The 18,373-nt window shown below is 35.9% G+C and carries 24 protein-coding genes; 10 read left to right on the top strand and 14 right to left on the bottom strand.

Features of this window, described 5'->3' with window-relative positions; all coding sequences use genetic code 11:
• Positions 1-27 precede the first annotated feature (27 nt).
• The 5 genes from FTU75_RS08635 to FTU75_RS08615 form a co-directional block, all read right to left on the bottom strand.
• Positions 28-2,106: a catalase gene (locus tag FTU75_RS08635; protein WP_180115728.1), complete on the bottom strand. Its 2,079-nt coding sequence runs from the start codon at positions 2,104-2,106 to the stop codon at positions 28-30.
• Positions 2,107-2,232: 126 nt separating this feature from the next.
• Positions 2,233-2,928: a DUF421 domain-containing protein gene (locus FTU75_RS08630; RefSeq protein ID WP_180036226.1), complete on the bottom strand. Its 696-nt coding sequence runs from the start codon at positions 2,926-2,928 to the stop codon at positions 2,233-2,235.
• Positions 2,929-2,968: 40 nt separating this feature from the next.
• The gene (locus tag FTU75_RS08625) at positions 2,969-3,259 is read right to left on the bottom strand and encodes a hypothetical protein (protein ID WP_218948340.1); all 291 of its coding nucleotides are present in this window, start codon (positions 3,257-3,259) and stop codon (positions 2,969-2,971) included.
• Between the two features lie 90 nt (positions 3,260-3,349).
• Positions 3,350-3,691, bottom strand: a complete 342-nt coding sequence (locus tag FTU75_RS08620; protein WP_180036227.1) for a hypothetical protein — start codon at positions 3,689-3,691, stop codon at positions 3,350-3,352.
• Positions 3,692-3,880: 189 nt separating this feature from the next.
• A complete protein-coding gene (locus FTU75_RS08615) occupies positions 3,881-4,354 on the bottom strand; it encodes a CinA family protein (protein WP_180036228.1) in 474 nt (157 codons plus the stop codon).
• 247 nt (positions 4,355-4,601) lie between these two features.
• On the opposite strand from FTU75_RS08615, the gene FTU75_RS08610 reads away from it, so the two are divergent.
• Complete coding sequence (locus tag FTU75_RS08610; RefSeq protein WP_180036229.1) at positions 4,602-5,999, top strand: iron-containing redox enzyme family protein; 1,398 nt, start codon at positions 4,602-4,604, stop codon at positions 5,997-5,999.
• 480 nt (positions 6,000-6,479) lie between these two features.
• Positions 6,480-7,751 carry an integrase family protein gene (locus FTU75_RS08605; protein ID WP_180115820.1) on the top strand — a complete coding sequence of 424 codons (1,272 nt, stop codon included), beginning with the start codon at positions 6,480-6,482 and terminating at the stop codon, positions 7,749-7,751.
• A 12-nt stretch (positions 7,752-7,763) separates the two neighbouring features.
• Here FTU75_RS08605 and FTU75_RS08600 read toward each other — a convergent pair whose 3' ends face one another.
• The 4 genes from FTU75_RS08600 to FTU75_RS08585 all read right to left on the bottom strand — a co-directional run bounded on the left by FTU75_RS08600 (position 7,764) and on the right by FTU75_RS08585 (position 10,467).
• Positions 7,764-8,027, bottom strand: a complete 264-nt coding sequence (locus tag FTU75_RS08600) for a helix-turn-helix domain-containing protein (RefSeq protein ID WP_180115727.1) — start codon at positions 8,025-8,027, stop codon at positions 7,764-7,766.
• 140 nt (positions 8,028-8,167) lie between these two features.
• Complete coding sequence (locus FTU75_RS08595; protein WP_180115726.1) at positions 8,168-9,349, bottom strand: hypothetical protein; 1,182 nt, start codon at positions 9,347-9,349, stop codon at positions 8,168-8,170.
• Between the two features lie 15 nt (positions 9,350-9,364).
• On the bottom strand, positions 9,365-10,042 hold the full coding sequence (locus FTU75_RS08590) for an ERF family protein (RefSeq protein WP_180115725.1): 678 nt from the start codon (positions 10,040-10,042) through the stop codon (positions 9,365-9,367).
• Positions 10,042-10,467, bottom strand: coding sequence for a hypothetical protein (locus tag FTU75_RS08585; RefSeq protein WP_180115724.1), 426 nt, complete (start codon positions 10,465-10,467; stop codon positions 10,042-10,044). Before FTU75_RS08585 ends, FTU75_RS08590 begins: the two co-directional genes overlap by 1 nt.
• A gap of 289 nt (positions 10,468-10,756) precedes the next feature.
• Here FTU75_RS08585 and FTU75_RS08580 point away from each other — a divergent pair, with 289 nt between their 5' ends.
• From FTU75_RS08580 to FTU75_RS08570, 3 genes are all read left to right on the top strand, one after another.
• On the top strand, positions 10,757-11,332 hold the full coding sequence (locus FTU75_RS08580; RefSeq protein WP_180115723.1) for a hypothetical protein: 576 nt from the start codon (positions 10,757-10,759) through the stop codon (positions 11,330-11,332).
• 60 nt (positions 11,333-11,392) lie between these two features.
• A complete protein-coding gene (locus FTU75_RS08575; RefSeq protein ID WP_180115722.1) occupies positions 11,393-11,560 on the top strand; it encodes a hypothetical protein in 168 nt (55 codons plus the stop codon).
• 305 nt (positions 11,561-11,865) lie between these two features.
• The gene (locus FTU75_RS08570) at positions 11,866-12,207 is read left to right on the top strand and encodes a hypothetical protein (RefSeq protein WP_180115721.1); all 342 of its coding nucleotides are present in this window, start codon (positions 11,866-11,868) and stop codon (positions 12,205-12,207) included.
• Positions 12,208-12,210: 3 nt separating this feature from the next.
• Here the strand turns inward: FTU75_RS08570 and FTU75_RS08565 are convergent, their stop codons facing one another.
• Genes FTU75_RS08565 through FTU75_RS08545 form a run of 5 tightly spaced genes read right to left on the bottom strand, consistent with a single transcriptional unit; the run spans position 12,211 to position 16,098 of the window.
• A complete protein-coding gene (locus FTU75_RS08565) occupies positions 12,211-12,540 on the bottom strand; it encodes a hypothetical protein (protein WP_180115720.1) in 330 nt (109 codons plus the stop codon).
• Between the two features lie 26 nt (positions 12,541-12,566).
• Positions 12,567-13,250, bottom strand: a complete 684-nt coding sequence (locus FTU75_RS08560) for a hypothetical protein (RefSeq protein WP_180115719.1) — start codon at positions 13,248-13,250, stop codon at positions 12,567-12,569.
• Complete coding sequence (locus FTU75_RS08555) at positions 13,247-14,347, bottom strand: hypothetical protein (RefSeq protein ID WP_180115718.1); 1,101 nt, start codon at positions 14,345-14,347, stop codon at positions 13,247-13,249. Before FTU75_RS08555 ends, FTU75_RS08560 begins: the two co-directional genes overlap by 4 nt.
• Before the next feature lie 6 nt (positions 14,348-14,353).
• Positions 14,354-15,433: a hypothetical protein gene (locus tag FTU75_RS08550; RefSeq protein ID WP_180115717.1), complete on the bottom strand. Its 1,080-nt coding sequence runs from the start codon at positions 15,431-15,433 to the stop codon at positions 14,354-14,356.
• 17 nt (positions 15,434-15,450) lie between these two features.
• On the bottom strand, positions 15,451-16,098 hold the full coding sequence (locus FTU75_RS08545; RefSeq protein WP_180115716.1) for a LexA family transcriptional regulator: 648 nt from the start codon (positions 16,096-16,098) through the stop codon (positions 15,451-15,453).
• Positions 16,099-16,198: 100 nt separating this feature from the next.
• Here FTU75_RS08545 and FTU75_RS08540 point away from each other — a divergent pair, with 100 nt between their 5' ends.
• The 5 genes from FTU75_RS08540 to FTU75_RS08520 are packed head-to-tail and all read left to right on the top strand — an operon-like array spanning position 16,199 to position 18,372.
• Complete coding sequence (locus FTU75_RS08540) at positions 16,199-16,402, top strand: Cro/CI family transcriptional regulator (RefSeq protein ID WP_180109393.1); 204 nt, start codon at positions 16,199-16,201, stop codon at positions 16,400-16,402.
• Positions 16,403-16,423: 21 nt separating this feature from the next.
• On the top strand, positions 16,424-16,870 hold the full coding sequence (locus tag FTU75_RS08535) for a phage regulatory CII family protein (protein ID WP_180089401.1): 447 nt from the start codon (positions 16,424-16,426) through the stop codon (positions 16,868-16,870).
• A gap of 55 nt (positions 16,871-16,925) precedes the next feature.
• A complete protein-coding gene (locus FTU75_RS08530; RefSeq protein WP_257223744.1) occupies positions 16,926-17,183 on the top strand; it encodes a hypothetical protein in 258 nt (85 codons plus the stop codon).
• On the top strand, positions 17,180-17,488 hold the full coding sequence (locus FTU75_RS08525) for a hypothetical protein (protein ID WP_180115715.1): 309 nt from the start codon (positions 17,180-17,182) through the stop codon (positions 17,486-17,488). Before FTU75_RS08530 ends, FTU75_RS08525 begins: the two co-directional genes overlap by 4 nt.
• The gene (locus tag FTU75_RS08520) at positions 17,485-18,372 is read left to right on the top strand and encodes a replication protein (RefSeq protein WP_180115714.1); all 888 of its coding nucleotides are present in this window, start codon (positions 17,485-17,487) and stop codon (positions 18,370-18,372) included. Before FTU75_RS08525 ends, FTU75_RS08520 begins: the two co-directional genes overlap by 4 nt.
• The last annotated feature ends 1 nt before the right edge of the window (position 18,373 follow it).

Raw genomic sequence — 18,373 nt, 5'->3', positions numbered from 1 at the left:
AGGGCGGTTTTTTTATTCATAGTTAAATTAGGCCGGTATAGAAGCAACCTTATCTTCACGGTCCCAATAACGGTGATTTTGTACCGCTGTTTTAAATTGATCACTGACATCTTTGAAACTTTGTGAAGTGAAAAGCGCAGCATCTTGAGTCAGATTAAGCTCTTTAATTAAAGCCTCTTTATCACCTAATAGTACTATAGGTTTAAGATGCTTAAATGTTTCTAAAACATAGTGTTTAGCTACACCATCATTCAAGAACTCATCTAAATTATTACCATCAATAACAACGACAGCATCGTAGGTGACTGAAGGTTCGCCATTCTGACGTCCATCAACTGCAATTTCTTTACCATTGTTAGATTTCACCGGCGCTGCATTAGGGGCTAAAACTTCAACTACAGCGCTTTCTGAATCGCCCCAAGTCTTAATTGCATCGATAGAGGAAGCATTAGCACCGTTGTGTACCAACAGTGCAATTTTACGTTGCTTAATATCAGATGCAGGGTATGCCAATGTACTTAAGTGATCAGATTTAGCGATGGCAGCTTTCTTAACCGATTTACTTTGCTTAGTTGGAGCATCTAACCCCAATTCATTCGCTACAAATTTCGCTAAATCCAAGTCAATATTTGCAAGCACCTCATTTACGACCCGTTCCCTAATTTCAACAGCTTTCACTTTTGAGAGTTCAAATGCATAGGCATTCTTTATATGCTGTTGTTCATGCTTAGCAAGACTTTGGTAATGCATGGTCGCTTGCGAGAAATGATCTGCGAAGCTTTCTGGTCGGATTCTTAACTTGCTGCCTTGGATTTCTTCAGGATGGGTCCGAAATGCATGCGGATCATTATTAGATTCTCTAGGCCAATTTTCATCTACAGAGTTAGGCTCATAATTCGCTTTACCTTTATAAACTTCATGGTTTGCATAGCCGCCACGTCGATTAGTATGGAAGGGGCAGACTGGTTTATTAATTGGAATTTGATTAAAGTTTGCAGTACCTAAACGGTGCAAATGGGTATCTGTATAGCTGAACAAACGACCTTGTAATAAAGGGTCATTACTAAAATCAATTCCTGAAACAATATTGGCTGGACTGAAAGCAACTTGCTCTGTTTCAGCAAAGAAATCATCTGTATTTCGATTTAGAGTAAATTTACCTAGTGGAGTAATAGGTACGAGCTCTTCAGGTACCAATTTTGTAGCATCTAAAACATCAAAGTCCCATTGAGCCGCTTCTTCTTCAGTAAAGATCTGTGCCCCTAATTCCCACTCAGGATAATTGCCACGTTCAATGGCATCCCATAGATCGCGACGATGGAAGTCGGGATCTTTACCATTAAGCTTTAAGGCCTCATCCCAAACGACTTGGGCAACACCTTGTTTCGGTGTCCAGTGGAATTTAACCAAATGCGCCTGATTATCTTTGTTAATTAATCTGAAGGTATGTACACCAAAACCTTGAATCGATCGTAAATTCCGTGGGATAGCACGATCTGACATCACCCAGGTTGTCATATGAGAGGCTTCGGTATTTAAAGAAATAAAATCCCAAAAAGTATCATGCGCAGATTGACCGGTTGGAACTTCATTCGGATCTTCAGGCTTTACAGCGTGGACAAAGTCAGGGAACTTGATTGCGTCCTGAATAAAAAATACAGGAATGTTATTACCGACTAAATCGTAGTTTCCATCTTCGGTATAAAACTTAATGGAAAACCCGCGTACATCACGGACTACATCAGCTGATCCGCGTCCGCCTTGCACTGTAGAAATTCTGACAAAGATTGGTGTTGGATTTTGAGTATTAGTCAAAAATTTAGCCTTAGTCCATTTTTCGTTGCCTTCATAAGCTTCAAAATAACCATGCGCTCCAACACCACGAGCATGCACTACACGCTCAGGGATACGTTCACGGTCAAAGTGAATTAACTTATCTCGTAAGAGAAAATCTTCTAACAGAGTAGGACCAGTCTGATTTATTTTTAAGCTATTTTGATTGTCAGCTACAGGTACACCCAAAGATGAGGTCAGTGTTTTACCTTTAGGGTATACATATGCCTCTTTTTCAAACTGATCAATTTTAGGATTATTTGATTTTTTCATGAGCTACATCCCTTTTTCTGATGTTATTTAGTACATGTGCTAGATAAGGTTTTGCTATTGCATAAAGCTAATATAGACAATAAAGATGCTTGGCAAAATTAAAGTAAAAAATTGTCTATTTTATGTTCAATCTGATGGTTGATTGGAGCTACTTTCACAATAAAAAGCAGATTCAGCCCAGCGGTCACATTTGCAGCGGGGGCACTGAGCATTTAGAGAACTAATAAATTGTGTTTGACCACACAGCATGCACGAATAGTATTTTTTGGAATCAAAACGCTGTGCTTTTTGGTAGTGATCAGGAAAAATTGGTAGTCCCCATTTAATATTATCCTTGGCATAAGGGATTACACTTAGACACCCATCTGTTTCAAGTAAGGCTGATTTGACTTGCCCTAAGTGTTCTATTTTGTTTTGCCTTAACTCAGCAAAAAATTCGTCATATGAATACTTTTCCTGTTTGATATCTTCAACAATCAATAAGCCATCTTTAACGATATACATTGGCCTACCTTCTAACATGGTTTCAAATGAATCTGATTTCATGATGAGGTATGTAGTTAATCTATAGAGAAGAATAATGACTGCAAATACAATGAGTGCTTGAATGATGGGGATATCATCATTAAACATGGGATCGCCTGCTGCAGATCCCAAACTTAAAATAATAGCTAACTCAAATACTGAAAGTTGCCTGACACCTCTTTTCCCTGAAAATCTTAAAAAAATAATAATTAAGATAAACATAATGATGCATCGGAAAATAATTTCCAATGCAAAAGTAAAAGAAGTGTCATGCAGAATTATTTTTATGAAGTCCATGCTTAATACATTTTTTGAATTTTAGTTTATAAGTTGTTGTTTACATCTTGTCCCAAGCATCCTTAATCGCGTGCTTAGCATGTTCCCATTTCAAACGAGAATCTGCTTTAAACTCCTCCCATTTGGTTTGTAAATCCGGCTCAGAATCTTCGAAACGCGCATTTTCACCGTATAAATGACGTTCGCGCTCACCAAGCTCATAAGCTGACCTTAGATCGCGGTCGTAATCTATATCTGGCACTTCGCGTTGCAGATCCCCATAGTACGGTCTATTGGAGTAATCCGTGCGCCAGTCATGATGTATTGGATGTTCATTTTGATGGTCGTTCATAGTAATAACTCCGATAAATTATTTAATAAATTGCAAAAGTAGTGATCCCTGGGCTACTTCTGCAAATAAAAATTAATGTTGTTACTCTGACTATTGGTCTTGCTGATCATTCTGCTGACGCTGTTGATCAGATTGCTGATTTTGTTGGCGTTGGGGTTGCTGCTGTTGTTGCTGATCATTCTGCTGACGCTGTTGATCAGACTGCTGATTTTGTTGATGTTGGGGTTGCTGCTGCTGTTGCTGACCATTCTGCTGGCGCTGCTGATCAGATTGTTGATTTTGTTGATGTTGGGGTTGCTGCTGTTGTTGCTGATCATTCTGCTGACGCTGTTGATCAGACTGCTGATTTTGTTGGTTTTGAGGTTTTTGAGTATCGCCACGTTGGTGCTGTAAGCGAGTATCATTATTTTGATCTTGGTTATAATTAGACATAATACTGTTCCTTTAAAGATTAATTAGATAATCTACTCAATTACAGTAGATCATTTATTATTAACATGAATATTGCTAATATGATTATTAGAGATGTTACATAATCTTTATTAAGTTTCACTTTGTTTAAAAGTAATACTTTGGTGGTTGTTTTATATACATAAATAGTTATTTTTTAATTACATGAAACTAACAATAATAATTTTTTAATATTTTAGTGAGTGACTTGCATAGAGCTTTATATAGTATTTTTAATTTTTTGATAGGCTTACCTTTAGTTAAAATTTTGAAATTATAAAATTTTTTCTTAAAATTAATGCAATAGAAAAAAGTACCTACAGGTTTCTTTTTGTTTTCGGATCCTCCGCGCTTTAAAAGTCCAGTGCAAGATATATAAATATCTGATTTGAATAATTTTTTTCCATTTACAATCATTTTAGTGGTTACTTCTGGGGATTCAGCAGTATATTTATCTATAAGTGATTGTTTTATATTTAAAATACGCTTCTTGAATAGTAAGTCATAACTAACAATAGAACCATCCAGAAGTATTCCAGAGTTTTTATCTTGTGAAATTCTATATGCTAAATAACCTGCACTCGCACTTTCAAATAGCGTTATCGATAGGGATTTTTTAGAAATAAAGTCAAAAATTGATTTCATATAAATTATCCTATGAATATTTTATAAAAGAATCATAATTGATATTTAAATATGAATATGTGAATTAAGTCACATCAAAAAAATGTTACTTTTTAAAAACTTGTTAAAAATTATGCTAAAGGTGTGTTTTATATATTAAAATTTTTAAAATATTACATTGCGTTAAATTTTATTAAAAAAAATTAACAAATACTACTTATTTTCTGAACTATGGTTAAGAAGAATCATTTACCGCGTGAGAATTATAATGCCTACAGCAGTAAAAGAAAGAATCTTAAATTTAATAACCAAAGATCATCAGAAATATTTCGAAATTGTTGAGTTCTTCTTAGATGCTTCAATACCTAATTCAGCCAAAGAATTAAAGGCATTTAAGGTTTTAGAAAATGAAATTCTAACTCTCGAGCACATTGATGAGATGCCAAATGAGATAGACCATCTTGTCGATTGGATTCATCATAATAACCGTACACAGTGTGAATATTATAAAGAATACCTAGATAGAAGAAAGCAAGGTGGAGGAAGAGAGTATTTTTCATCAGTTAGTAAAGCTTATGAGTTTTTATACAAGGTTGCACCCACAAAAAAAGTGGATGGTTCATGGCTATATAGCTTTACTCAGTATTGGAATGATCCAGTATTTAGAGATTTTATTCAGATATATTTAGAGGAACTTGGTCTCGGTTCAGAAAAAGCCAATCACGTGAGAATGTACGACAACCTACTACTGGCACATGGTTTGAATCAACTATCTTTAAACTTATCTGATGCCTATTACCATCAGGCAGCAATACAGCTTGCGCTTGCATATGCACCTTCAGAGTTTATACCAGAGATAGCAGGTTTTAATTTAGGCTATGAACAACTTCCTTTACATTTGCTAATTAGCAATTACGAGTTAAAAGAACTTGGAATTGATGCACACTATTTTAATGTTCATATCACGATAGATAATTTTGATAATGGGCATGCGCAGCTTGCGACCAATGCCATTAAAAAACTTTCTACAAGGTACAGATCTAAAGAAGAGTTCATTCGTAAACTCAAAATCGGCTATCTCCTAAATAACAAAGGAATGAGTTCAGTTCAGATAATTAAAAATTTAAGCACTGAAAAGATGGTGCTAGAAATATTTAAGAAAAAGGCGATCGTTGGTAAACACATGCATAGCAATAAGTGCATGTTTAATAATAAAACAACGAATGAATGGCTGTCTGAAGATGATAGTGTTGAAGAGTTTATTTTTGAACTTGTCCGTATGGGCTGGATAAAATTGAATCGACCACCTGAAGAGAGTAGGTTTTGGCAGATGATTCACGACGAAGACGGTAAAATGTTTGGAGTGTTTAATGCTGTTGAAAAAACTTTTATTTATGGCTGGATTGCAGGTAAATCAGTAGATTCCAAACAAAATCAAGTAAATAATGAGTTTGTAAAAAACTTCCTAGAGACCAATTCATTTAGTTATTTAGCGAACCATAAAATGGCTGAGCTTAAGAAACAATTTGATGGAAGTACGAATACAGGATACAAGATCAACAAACTTCTAAAGTATTTAGCACCTCATATGCATCATCAAGAAATTGGTTTATGGAGTACCCAGCGTATCGTAGAGAGTTTATTTCCATCTCTAGCCCGCCAATAAAATAAATACTCCAAAAGATTTATAACTTTCATCGTCAAAAATAACCGCCTTCGGGCGGTTTTTCTTTTATGCGATAAACAGTGATAAAATAGTGAAAATTAATGAGTTTTTAAAGCAGTCTACAAAAAATCAAAAAAAATATTTTTTTGCAATTTGTAGACTCATTTGTAGACTGTTGAGCTACAAATATAGCCAAATGACTGCAATCTTATACAACCATTAAAATTTTTAAGTGTTTGAAAATACAAGTGAATATAACCAAATGCAATCAATTCCAATCCAAACAAAACTAGGTGGATTCTACTTTTTCTATAGCACTATTGTGGGCTTACATAAAATAATATAATAAATAAAAACAAATACTTAAATTGATATTTTATCGATTAAAATTATAAAAAATTGCCGATGTATACGATTTGTATACTCTCCCGAAAAATATTTTAATTCTCGTTTCTAGCGGGATGGGTTAAGTCTATGAGCATCAAAATTAATAAGCAATACGTAGAAGAATTAGAGTTCACTGCATCAGGCCAAAAGATTTACCGTGACAGTGAGCTTACTGGTTTTTGTGTTCGAGTAACATCCAATAGCAAAACATTCATTGTAGATAAAAAGTTCAACAATAAACTATATAGAATCGTCATTGGTAATCTAGAAAATATTACTGTGGCCGGAGCGAGAAAGAAAGCACAGATCATATTGGCTCAAATTTATAGTGGCCAATACGAACATAAAATGAAAAGCAATGATGACGGTTTCAATCCACTGAATATTACAGTAGGCGAAGCGCTTGAAATTTACCTGACCAAGAAAACTTTTAAGCCGAAAACAGTGAGGCAATATAACAAGTACATCGATCTGTACCTGAAGGGTTGGAGAGAGCGTAAAATTTTCGAAATTTCCAAAGATGAATTGCTGAATAAGTTTTTAGATGTTTCTGAGGTTAGTCCTTCAAGCGCCAATGGTGCAGTATCTTTGATTGGTACTCTTTGGAAATATATGCATGTACTTTATTCAACCAATGAAAATCCAATTCTAAAATCTAATCCTGTAGATGTGATTTCAGTGACGATAGGGTGGAACACCATTGCACCTCGGGAGCGCTACCTCAGTAAAGATGTAATCTTTAAATATTATCAAGCAGTTATAAATTATTTTAATGAACTCAACTTAGAAGATACTGCACGTAGTAATACACATCGAGATATCATTTTATTTGTCATGTATACCGGCTGTCGTCGTGTAGAAGCTTGTAGCTTACGTTGGGAAAATGTTGATCTAGAAAAAGGAGTGGTCTCTTTTAACAATACCAAAAATGGTAAAAGTCATTTGCTACCTTTAGGTGATCATCTCATTTCGATATTAAAAGCTAGATTTTTGCTTAAGGAAAATGATTGGGTCTTCCCAGCGACCAAATTGCCTACTTCATGGAATATCCACGCAACGACTATCGATCGTACATTAAAAGAAATAGGTGATCAGGTTGGATTTTATGTGTCTACACATGACTTCCGAAGGACGTTCGCCACATTGTGTAATTTATTAAGGTTTAATATTTATGTGACTAAGCGTCTACTCAACCATACTGCAAAGCCTCGAGTAGATGTTACAGGTGGCTATGTGCAAATCCCATTGGAGGAATTGCGCGTATGTATGAATATGATTGAAGGCGTTTATCAGCAGAAAATTGATTGTTTTAATTATGAAAATGTTTGGAATAGTCGGTTAAGTGAGTTGAAAAAGGCGGGATAACCCGCCTTAGTATTAATATTGAGCCGTATTCGTCACTGTTTTTGACTCAAGATAAGCCATCACATCTTTTTTCTTATAGGCAATTCGACTGCCAATCTTAGAAAAAGGAAGTGACTGGTCTTCACAGCGCATCTTGGCCAAAGTCCAAGGAGAACATTGGAGATATAGTGCGACGACTTCCTGAGGGAAAAGCTGTTCTTCATGTGCATTTAAAAAACGTTCTAAGACCAAATTTTTCTCATCGTCTGATGCTTTTGAATATGTTCTTAATGTCATGCCTTATCTCCAAGTAGCTTCCTTAAATTTTGCATCGATGATGAGTTCTTCAATTTCACCAGCGCCTACATTGTTAAATATGTGAGTCATTTTTGCCCCGTATACAGTCAGTATTCGAGTCATAGAAGAGTAGTTGAATTTCATTGGACAACCTCACTTGCTTGATTTTCAAGCTCGAAGCGGCGCTTTTTAACGTAGTCCATTAACTTTGGTTGAATTTCAGGACTACGTGCAGAAACATCAATTTCCAAAGCATCTAATGTAGTTAAGTCAGGTGCATTCTGAATCTGAACCATCAGTGAAGGGGGAGTTTTAATTTCAGCTTCTGCAGGTGCAAGCTCACGTAGGCGCTTATGAATAGCATCCAACAATGGTTTACGCTGTACTTCTGTCCAGTTGCGTGTATAGCCGGTAAGGGCGGTGGCTTCCCTTGGTGTTTTCGCATTTGTAGCACGGCTTAGTAGATCTTTTAAAAGATTTTGATAGTCAGCGTCAGCTGAATCACAAGCTAACTTATTCTCTGCTACTAACTTTTCAGCCTCAACCTGCAAACGTTTGAGTTCTTCTACACATAAGTTGTCAGTCGTATGTTCTGGCTTAGGTGTATATTGCTCAGGATCTAGTTCAAGCAGCTTATCCTCAGTTAACTTATATAGGTGCTGAGTGTGTTCACGTTCTAAATGACCATTTGCCATGAACACCGGACGTAATGCCAAGACTGCTTCGTTGGTGGTACATGCATTAATTTGCATAGTGAACTTTTCAACCAGTTTCACTGGATCTGTTTCAATCTTTTCAACTGCAGATTGCTCAGATACTTTTTCTTTAACATCATTTGAAGTTGGATTTTGAACCTTATCCGACTCATCAATTTTAGATTTACGTGTGCGTTTTTTAGATTGCTCCGGTATCTCAATAACATTCGATGCACGATATACACGATCAAATAGCTTACAAAAAGCTTCGGCTTGTAACTTTGCATTTTCCAAATCACGCTGGGCAAAACCTCGAGCAATCGATTGATTCAAAATTTCATGGCATACCACATATTTATAGTGATGAATTTCACCGCAGGCCTGGACAACAAAAATATCATCACCAACCTGAACTTCATCTAGCTTAAGAGGTTTAGTGAGGGTGATGCCTGCAACTTCTATAGTTTCAATTTTGATGCAAAATTCATAACCCTCTTTAGCAAAAATTGTCGCTGGAAATTGATCCAAATCATTAAAATCTAGCATGTCTCCAACAGGGCGACACATAACATGTTTCCCTGCCATTAGAGCTTCGTATGCGAGAGAGCTTGTAATAATATTATTCATTTTTAGTTCACTCCCTTAATGTCGAACATTACTTTGCTGTTGATGATTATTTTGCTGTGGAGGCGCTTCCGACCAACCCATCTGATCCGCACGAGCACGACAAGCCTGACGAATTTGATTGTTGAATTTAGTATTACCAAAGGTATTAATGGCTTTATCTAAAGTTTCAGGCTTCTTCGCATTTCGAATAGATACCAAAGCATCTTGATAGCGCTGATCTAACGGCTTTTGCTGTGCAGTGTTTACCGGAGCCGATTGACGCTGCTGACCTTGATTGGATTGGCCTCGGTTGGGCTGCTGGTTTACTTGGTTATGATATTCATCAGTGTCATAGTCTTTTGTGTCGTCAATTAGGAACATGCCGTTAAGCGCATATTTCCTTGCATACGAACTTGAGGTACCAAACGTCTGTGCTACATCCATTCCTTTCTTTTCAATTTCCACTCCAGCATGTGCCGTGACAACAGTTTCTTTACCCTCAGCATCAGTAAAAACTACTTTTGCTGTAACCACCACCACTGGACCAACTTGCTGAACTTCATCAGTGATAATTAACGTGGAGTTTGTGGCCTGGAGTAGTGGTTTAACAGCTTCAAGGATATCCTCGCAGCTACGGTAGTGAAATTTACCGAAATTGTTGTACTTACTTTTTGGCGCTTTCAGTTCTAACTGGATTTGTTGTAAGGCATTCATCACACTTCTCCTAACAAACGATTTTTAATCATGTGCTGCACCAACATTTCATTGATGTTGCGGTGGTCGTTGTAGTCCGTGAAGTCAGGGAATGGGTTGCCGTATTCATCGGTGATGTGATCTACAGATAGCTGGGTAATTTCAGCCGTATCAAATTCACTACCGGGTACGCCGTAGCTGTCTTCAAATGGTTCAAAGTCAAAGCTTACGTCTAGGGTGAAGTTGTCTAAACGGATAACAGCACTACCAGAAGTTTTGGAAGTAAGTTCCATTGCTGCGACAGTAGTGACTTCAGGAATGCTTTTGTGAAGCGCTTGAGTATTGGTAGCTTCCGGCTTGTAGGCGAATGCTAATGCACCGATTGTTACGGTTGCAGCGACAAGTGTTACCTTGAGGCTATTGAAAGGGTTTAATGTTTTGTTCATACTTATCTCGCAAGTTTGCAAAGCACATCGGAAGGTAGAAGAGTCGATGTGCTTTTTTGTTATCTGTGAGACAAAGGTAAGATAACTTACTTTTTAAGTCAAGCATATTTGGTAATTAAAGTTACTTTTCTCTTTATAGTAAATAATAGAAAGACAATTGTGGGATTTAATAAACTAGTAGATAGCTATGGCTTTTAAATCAAATAACTAATATTTAAATATAAAATAATTTATGATTAAGTAAGAATCGTATAGAATGAAGAAAATTTATAAAATCTAACAGGTTAAGATGAAAAATATTTCGACAAAAATTTTATCAATTATGTTTATTCTTGGTACTTCAACAACAATTTTGGCCGCATCTGAATTAAGCGAAAAGTCGCAAGTTTTAAACGTGATGAAAAAATATGTAGAAGCTACTTCTTGCTGGCATTCTTTTGACCCTAAAAGTGATTTTAATAAAACAACTTTGAAAGATGTGTATCCCATTTATTCAGATAATGAAACTGGCATAAGGGAATATTATGTATTTTGGGGTGGTGATAAAGGCTGTAACGGTGGTAGTGGAACAATGTCTTTCTTTATGTCAGAAGTTAGCAAATGGTCGGATTCGCGTCCATTTCTAGTACAAAATGACGCAGCTTTTGGTGAAGATATTGGTATCAATTTTAGATTCATTGATAGCGTTAAACAAATTAGTAAGGATCATTTTGAAATTGTTGCTGGAAGCTATGCCGATGAAAAGTATGGCGGTAAAGATCAAGGAAATAATTTCCCAGCTAACACATTTAAATACACAGTTAAGCATGCAATGGGGGAAGGTTGGAAGGTAACCAATCAAGTGTTGCTAAAACAAAACAAATGATAAAAAGCCCATAATTAAATGGGCTTTTTTACGTAATTAATATGAATTGAGTCGTCATACATGGTTGATTTTCTAATATGCGTTGGTCTATTGATGAGTTTTATTGGAATATTCATTGGACCATATGTATTACACAAAAAAGTAAATAATCAAATGGATGCTAAAGCAGCAAGTTTTTTAGGTATGTTGCCAGGTGTGTTGGTGATGTTTGTTGCTTCTTTTTTTTAAATAGAATGTATAGGGGCGAGCATAAAAAGGTGCTATTTTTTCTTGAAGTACAGAAAAATGAGTAGTAGGACGATCATAGATAAAATTATGGCTATGACTGTTTTTTCCATAGGAATGCCTTTTTTAATCGAATAGTTATTTCATCTAATATCTGCTTTTTTTCTGAATTCGTCTATCGCTGTATTAAGCTCTTTAAGCTAAGTTTGTTTGTGTACTTATTCGATAATAAAAAACCACTGCTGGGGGTGGGTTAGATGAAGCTATGCTAAGCTCTCACTACCCCTAATAAAAATATGAGTATTTAGATGTTCAAATTTTACACTTTAATCATGATTGGCTGTGTAACAGTGATGACGTGTCATGCGAATGCTGACCAATCAACTTTTGATGAAAATGTGCAAGTTAGATGGTATGAGGCTGTTAAGCATTATGATGATGTTATGAAAAGAGCAAGTATAGCCAAACAAGAATACAACAATTGCCAGAAAAAAATAAATTGTGATGCAGTTAAAGCAAGAACATCTGATGCGTATTATGCAAAAGTTATCGCTGATGCCAAAGCAAGACTAGATGCTGCAGAACGCGATCTTTATCCTAAGATAGAAAAAACTGATACCGGAAATGTCCAACATGACGTTAACTTCTAAACCTTAGTTACATTGAATATTATATTCCGATTTGTATGAGTCGAATGCATTCATTAGATCTGTCGAATGGTTGGTTTCATGAGTATCTTCAAGTTTGATCATTAAAGGTTTGTATTCTTGTTCGTAAGTGACAGGGAAGTCATTACAAATAATTTGCTTACGAAGCTCATTTTCTGTTGCAGGTCCAGTCAATTGAGCTTGATACCACATAAACTTTGAATCAAGTTCTTTATACTCCGATAGTAATTGTTCACGCTCAGGATCTAGCAGCTCAGGCTCATAGCAGCCAAATATTCCGAAAGTGATTAGACAAAAACATGAGATAGTTTCCATAAGTTTATGAAATGAATAATTAAATTTTAATATATTATATTAATTATATGTAATATATCATTTTCATTTAAGCTACTAAGTTTTGATATTTGGATTAGCCCAGTTTTAGAAATATCTAAATCAAGATCAGTATGTTTTTGGGTTGAAAGTATTATTTTTGCCTTACTTATAATATGGTAAATATTACCAAAAGTATTAATAAAATCGTTAATAGCGTTTGTTGTGGATGAAATTTCAATTGTAGCTTTTGATGTTTCTGATAGTGTTACCGCACTAAATTTAGCACGAATAATACGGTAAGATATATTGGTGAGGTTCTTTTCAATCATACTTTCAATGTTAATATGTTTGTCTTTTAAGATTAAATTCAAACCAGATAACTCATCCAAATATGAGAAAAAGTTTTTTGTATATTTTGTTGGATTTATAATAACTAAGAAATATCTAGATTCATTTTGAATTAGATAAAATTGTTGATTTACGAAATATTCAAATTCAATATAGTTTTCAGCAACAAAAGGATTGTTTGTTGATTCTTTTTGAAGGATCTTTTTATAGTATGTTCCTTTTAAAAAGTTATCATCAAAAGATAGGTTTGTGAGAGACTCTGAATCTGAGGAAATCTTACTGTTTTTTTGTAAGAATTTTTCTAAGAATGAGCTAAAATCAGTATTCTTGAGAAGAAACTCTTGGATGAATATCTTGATCATGCTGACTTGTCCGGTATAGAAACTTTCACATTTGGGGGATTTAATAAATTTAATGCGGTATCAAATATAATCCTATTAAATTTTTTCTCAATAATGCTCGGAAGCGGTTGAGGATTTTTAAGATGTTCGCCTTTTTCTATATTATATTTTACAAAACCCTTTGAAATAAAAGAAAGAATTTTTCTATTTTTAGATTCATTGAGTTTTACACATAGTTTAAAAATATCTGAGTTAACATTTCCTTTTTCTTTACAATCCCATGAGAATTTACTTAATTGAAAACCTTCAGAAATTTTTAATTTAAACTCTTCAGCACGATGAAGTTGAGCTCCTTTATATGAGGCACTATCAATACGATAGGTAAGTGTGGATTCATCATCATCATCTAAATCATTTATAGAGTCTTTTGGTTTTTTAAGCTCAACAGCCAATACATCGGTTCGCTCATACCCAGATAAGTTTGATGTTAGATTATTAAAGAAATCCCAATATTCTTCAGGATCTGTGAGGTACGTTAAATCTATTAGTTTTACTTTAGATTTATCATTAGCTTCACTCAATTTACTAATTAATAATTCTAACCACTCATGTGCTTCTAACGTTGCGGGAGATTCAATATATACGCCAGATTCACTAATATTTACTTCTAATATTGCTATTTTAGGCTCAAATTGGGCAAACATTTGTTTATCTGGATGAAATTTTTGGTAGTTAACTTTTACGCTAACCTTATTCGCACTAACAGTATCAATTTCAATTTCAGTAATTTGAGCGTTTTGATAGAATTTTTCTACTTGATTTTCAAAACCCGTACATGCGGCGAGGATGTCACTAAATTCTATTTGGGAGTTGATTTGAGCTGACGTTGTAAATTCAGTTCTACTTCCTTTCGCATGTTGTGCGGAAATAATCTCATAGTCCTTGAAACCATGAATAAAGCTTGAAAAATAGAATGCACGTTGCTCTTTATCTGTTTTTGGAGAAATCAAAACTCCTCTATTTAAGAATAGCTCTGTCATGGCAGAGTCAGAAACTTTCCCAGTATTTAGGGCGCTATAAATGTTATGATCATTAGGAACCTTGAATGAATTATTCATACCATATTATTCCGGGCTTTCAGAGCGGCTAATTGATTTATTACAAAAGATTTTTTGCATGAGTGGAATTGAATTAATTTCAATGGAGCTAATAATCCTTTGCATATTTGCACTATAACCCCAAGTTTGAGAGTATTTTCTGATTGCCGACTTAAAATTTTCTATTGCAGTACTATGCAATTCCTTAGAGTAAAGGCGAACTCTTGTTGTAACATTTTCGTTTATGAGGTCAAACATCATGAGCGATTCTATTAAAAACATAAATTCTTCAGGAGTTTCGCCTTTACCATTATAATAAATTATATTACCTCGTGGTGCTGAGAGAGTAATCTCATCATCATCAAGGTATTTGAACTCATCATAAGTAATGATTAAAAATGGACCTGCTATCATTTCGATTGTTGCTGGTCGCTCATTTGGAGCTAAGGCGGATTTATAAAGTTGTTTTGGGGGGTAGAAAAATCGTAAATTCTTGGGGCCTGGGATTTTATTTTCTGATTTAAGAACTGACACATCATGTTTTATTGTTAGCATGTAATCAATAAGTAGAGGCTCGACTAAATGTAACTTCATATCTTTAGGAATATTCAAATCTTTAAGGTAAAACCCTTTTAGCCTAGTTTGACCTTCATTATGGTTTCTTAATGGTAGATCATGTATATAGTCATATACGGATTTTTTAAATAGCCCATCATGGTTGTAAACAAACAGTAAACCTCTAATTTCTGTAGAACCTGTGATGTCATATCTCTGCTTCCACTCACTACTTCCTTTTGCGCACTCAGTTCCTTTGACTAAAGATATTAACCAATCTCTTACCTCATTATATTTAATAGAAGTATCGGCATAACTTTTAAGATCCGTATTGAAGTAAATTTTTTTATTAAGGTATGGATCATGATAATGAAAAACAACATCGGTAGGATGTGTCTTGCTAGCATCTTCTTTGGCATTAGAAAAATGTATAGATGGTGTCTTACATGTAAAATCTAAATCATTTTCAGAACACATTGACCATTTAAAAAAGGTAAAAAGTTCATCAGATATTTTTGAAGCTAAATCAGCAATTCTTATGGTCTCAGACATATTTCACCTGTATTTTATTAAACATCCCGATACAGCCCAACAACCTTGCCAACCAACTTACAACCATCTTCTAAAGCAATAGTTTTCTCAGGCCAGTCAGGATTCAAAGGTTGCAAATACATATTTCCGCTCTCAACAATAAGCTTCTTAAAAGTCGCTTCACTATCGCCTTGGCAAGAAACAATAACTAAATCACCTGTTTTTAAATCTGTTATTTGAAAGTCAGGATTTACATAAATCTTATCGCCAGGCCGAAAGTCGGGGAGCATTGACTCACCAACTACTTCCAAACCATAGCCATTCTTTCCGCATTTACGGTTTGGCGGTAACCATTCCTCAAATTGCGTACCTGCTGGCACAGAATCAACAGTGGTCCATGAGCCAGCTTGTACCCATGAAATTACTGGTACTAATCTGCCTGAAAGTGGGAATGGCACAGAAGTATTTGATTCCAAGCCACCAAGTGCCTTACCGCTGAGCAAGAAATCAGGCGTTACCGCTAGTGCTTTAGATAAAGCCATCAAGCTTTCATGTTTAGGAAGGTTGTCATCTTTTTCCCAATAAATTACAGAAGTTTTAGATACGCCGATTGCGTCAGCAAGTTGTTGCTGAGTTATCTTTTTTGTTTTTCTTAATGCTTTTAGGCGTGTACCAAGAGTTTCCATAATTTAAGCCCATATTCAATGTAAGGAATCTTACCATTTGACTAGGTAAGTTTTATGCTGTTTAATAAGGTAAGAAAAGTTACCTTTGTGAGTAAAATTAATGACAAAACAAGAAGCTCTAAAGCTTTTGAATTGTAATGTCGCGGATTTGGCTTTGAAGTTAGAAATAAGTTCTCAGGCTATTAGTCAATGGCCTGAAACAAAGATTCCTTTAATGCGTGAATATCAAATTCGTGATTTAGCAAAAGGGCAAATTCCAATCAAGCGTTCTACTAAAAATAGTAATAACCCAGCCCTCCAATAACCACGTTCAAAGGACACCGATATGAACATATTGGATGCTGCTTACAACACAGTTCACGACTACCAAGGTGGAGCGAATGCATTAGCGCCACGAATGGGCATTAAAAGCCCAGCGGTACTGAACAGCAAAGTGAACCCCAATACGGAAACACACCACATCACCTTGCTTGAGGCTTCAAAACTTATGGAGCTGACAGGGGATTACCGAATTCTGCAAAGACTGAATGCTCAACACGGAAAAGTGGCCATTAACTTGCCATGCATACCCGAATGCCGTGATACAGCGCTCACAGACTTAGTGTTGAGTATTGGAATGGGCGGTGGGGATATATGTGCGCAGTTCAAAGAAATGATGGCAGACGGTCGGATCACCCGAGGTGAAGCGATAGATATGTCAAAGGTCATTCACATGCTGCACGAAATTTTGGCAGAGCTAGAAATGCAAATAAACAAATGTGTCGAGCAATAAAAAAGCCTGATCTCGAACATCAGGCTTCCAATTCAATTTATGAGGCAAATCACAAATGAATATGAAACCAAATATACCACAAAACAATGACATGGCAAACGAAGGGTTTCTTAATGGCGACGTCGTGGTCTTCACTGATCCAATCAAACCAGGCCATCTAATGACCGTACATAAAGTCCAAGGTGATGGCGTATTGCTAGATGGAAATCACAACTTTGCACTGAGCCATTTAGTACGTCCGGCAACAGTTGCAGAGGTCTTGGCTAAACGTCGATTGACTACTGCTGAACAAGCGCTTGCGGAGGTTCCATGATCACCAACAAGGCAATTAAAAAGCAGCCTGAGCATAAACACCTGCAAGGCGTTCAGAGTTGGTATGACCCAGCGCTTCGCACCTTAAATGGACTAATTGATATTCGTAAGGCCAACTTACGCAAGATTAATCGTGATGAAGCCAATGCTGCAGTCACACGTGATGAGTTTATCGAAATGCTCACCAATCAACATCGGATCTCGGCCTGGTATGCCGGTGAAATTATCTCAAGCTTACTGCGTTCAGAAATGATTTTGATGTTTGGACGCTTTATATGGATTAATGAAGGGGTGAACTCAAAATGAGCCAATTTACGCCCAATAGCTTTCAAGTGCCTAACGCATTTGTGGACGAAGTGCTTAACCAAATTTCGGATGCTGCATGCAAGATTTATCTTGTGGTGTGCCGTAAAACACGCGGATGGAACAAAGTGATGGATTCGATATCACTAAGCCAGTTAGAGGAAATTACGGGTAAGAGCCGTCCAACAGTCATCAAAGCAAAAAACGAGCTGATTCAGGTTGGTTTGTTGGTAGAAATGCCGAGCACGATTTATGGAAATACCTTCAAACTTGGTGACGAAACAAGTGTTGGTTGGACTGTGAAATTCCCTAGTAAAAAAAATTTACTAGGTGAAAAAGCAGCCGTTGCTAGTAAAGATTCTTTACCACTGCTAGTAAAAAAATTTTACCCCGCTAGTAAAGAATTTTTACCATTGCTAGTAAAAAATTTTTACACACAAAAAACACTATCAAAAGACACTAATCAAAATAAAAAAATAAATAAAAAAAGATCCCGTGTTTCAGAACAACCTTCGACTGAAAAACCAAAAGTTGAAACTCAAAAATCATATGACCCGAAATCATGTGAATTACCAAGATTGGTAAATCAGGATCTATGGAATCAATTTGTGGATATGCGAACAGCTGCTAAAAAGCCACTCACTGAAAACGCTGTAAAACTCATTTTGAAAAAACTCGAGTCATACGGATCTCTGGCAGACCAATCCTTGGAAAACTCAATCATTGGAAACTACCAAGGGGTTTTCCCTCCAAAACAGCAGAATCTGCAGCAAGATCTAACTGGAATTCAGGAGCCGAGTTATTTCGCTCAGTCTTTTGATCAACAAGGTGGATCGAGCATTATCGACGTAACACCCGATGATTACGCTTTGGTGGGAGGATATTGAG

The organism is Acinetobacter sp. YH12140 (assembly GCF_013418475.1).
GTDB lineage: Bacteria > Pseudomonadota > Gammaproteobacteria > Pseudomonadales > Moraxellaceae > Acinetobacter > Acinetobacter amyesii.
The sequence above is the reverse complement of the archived record's forward strand: the minus strand, read 5'-3'. Positions and strand labels throughout refer to the sequence as shown.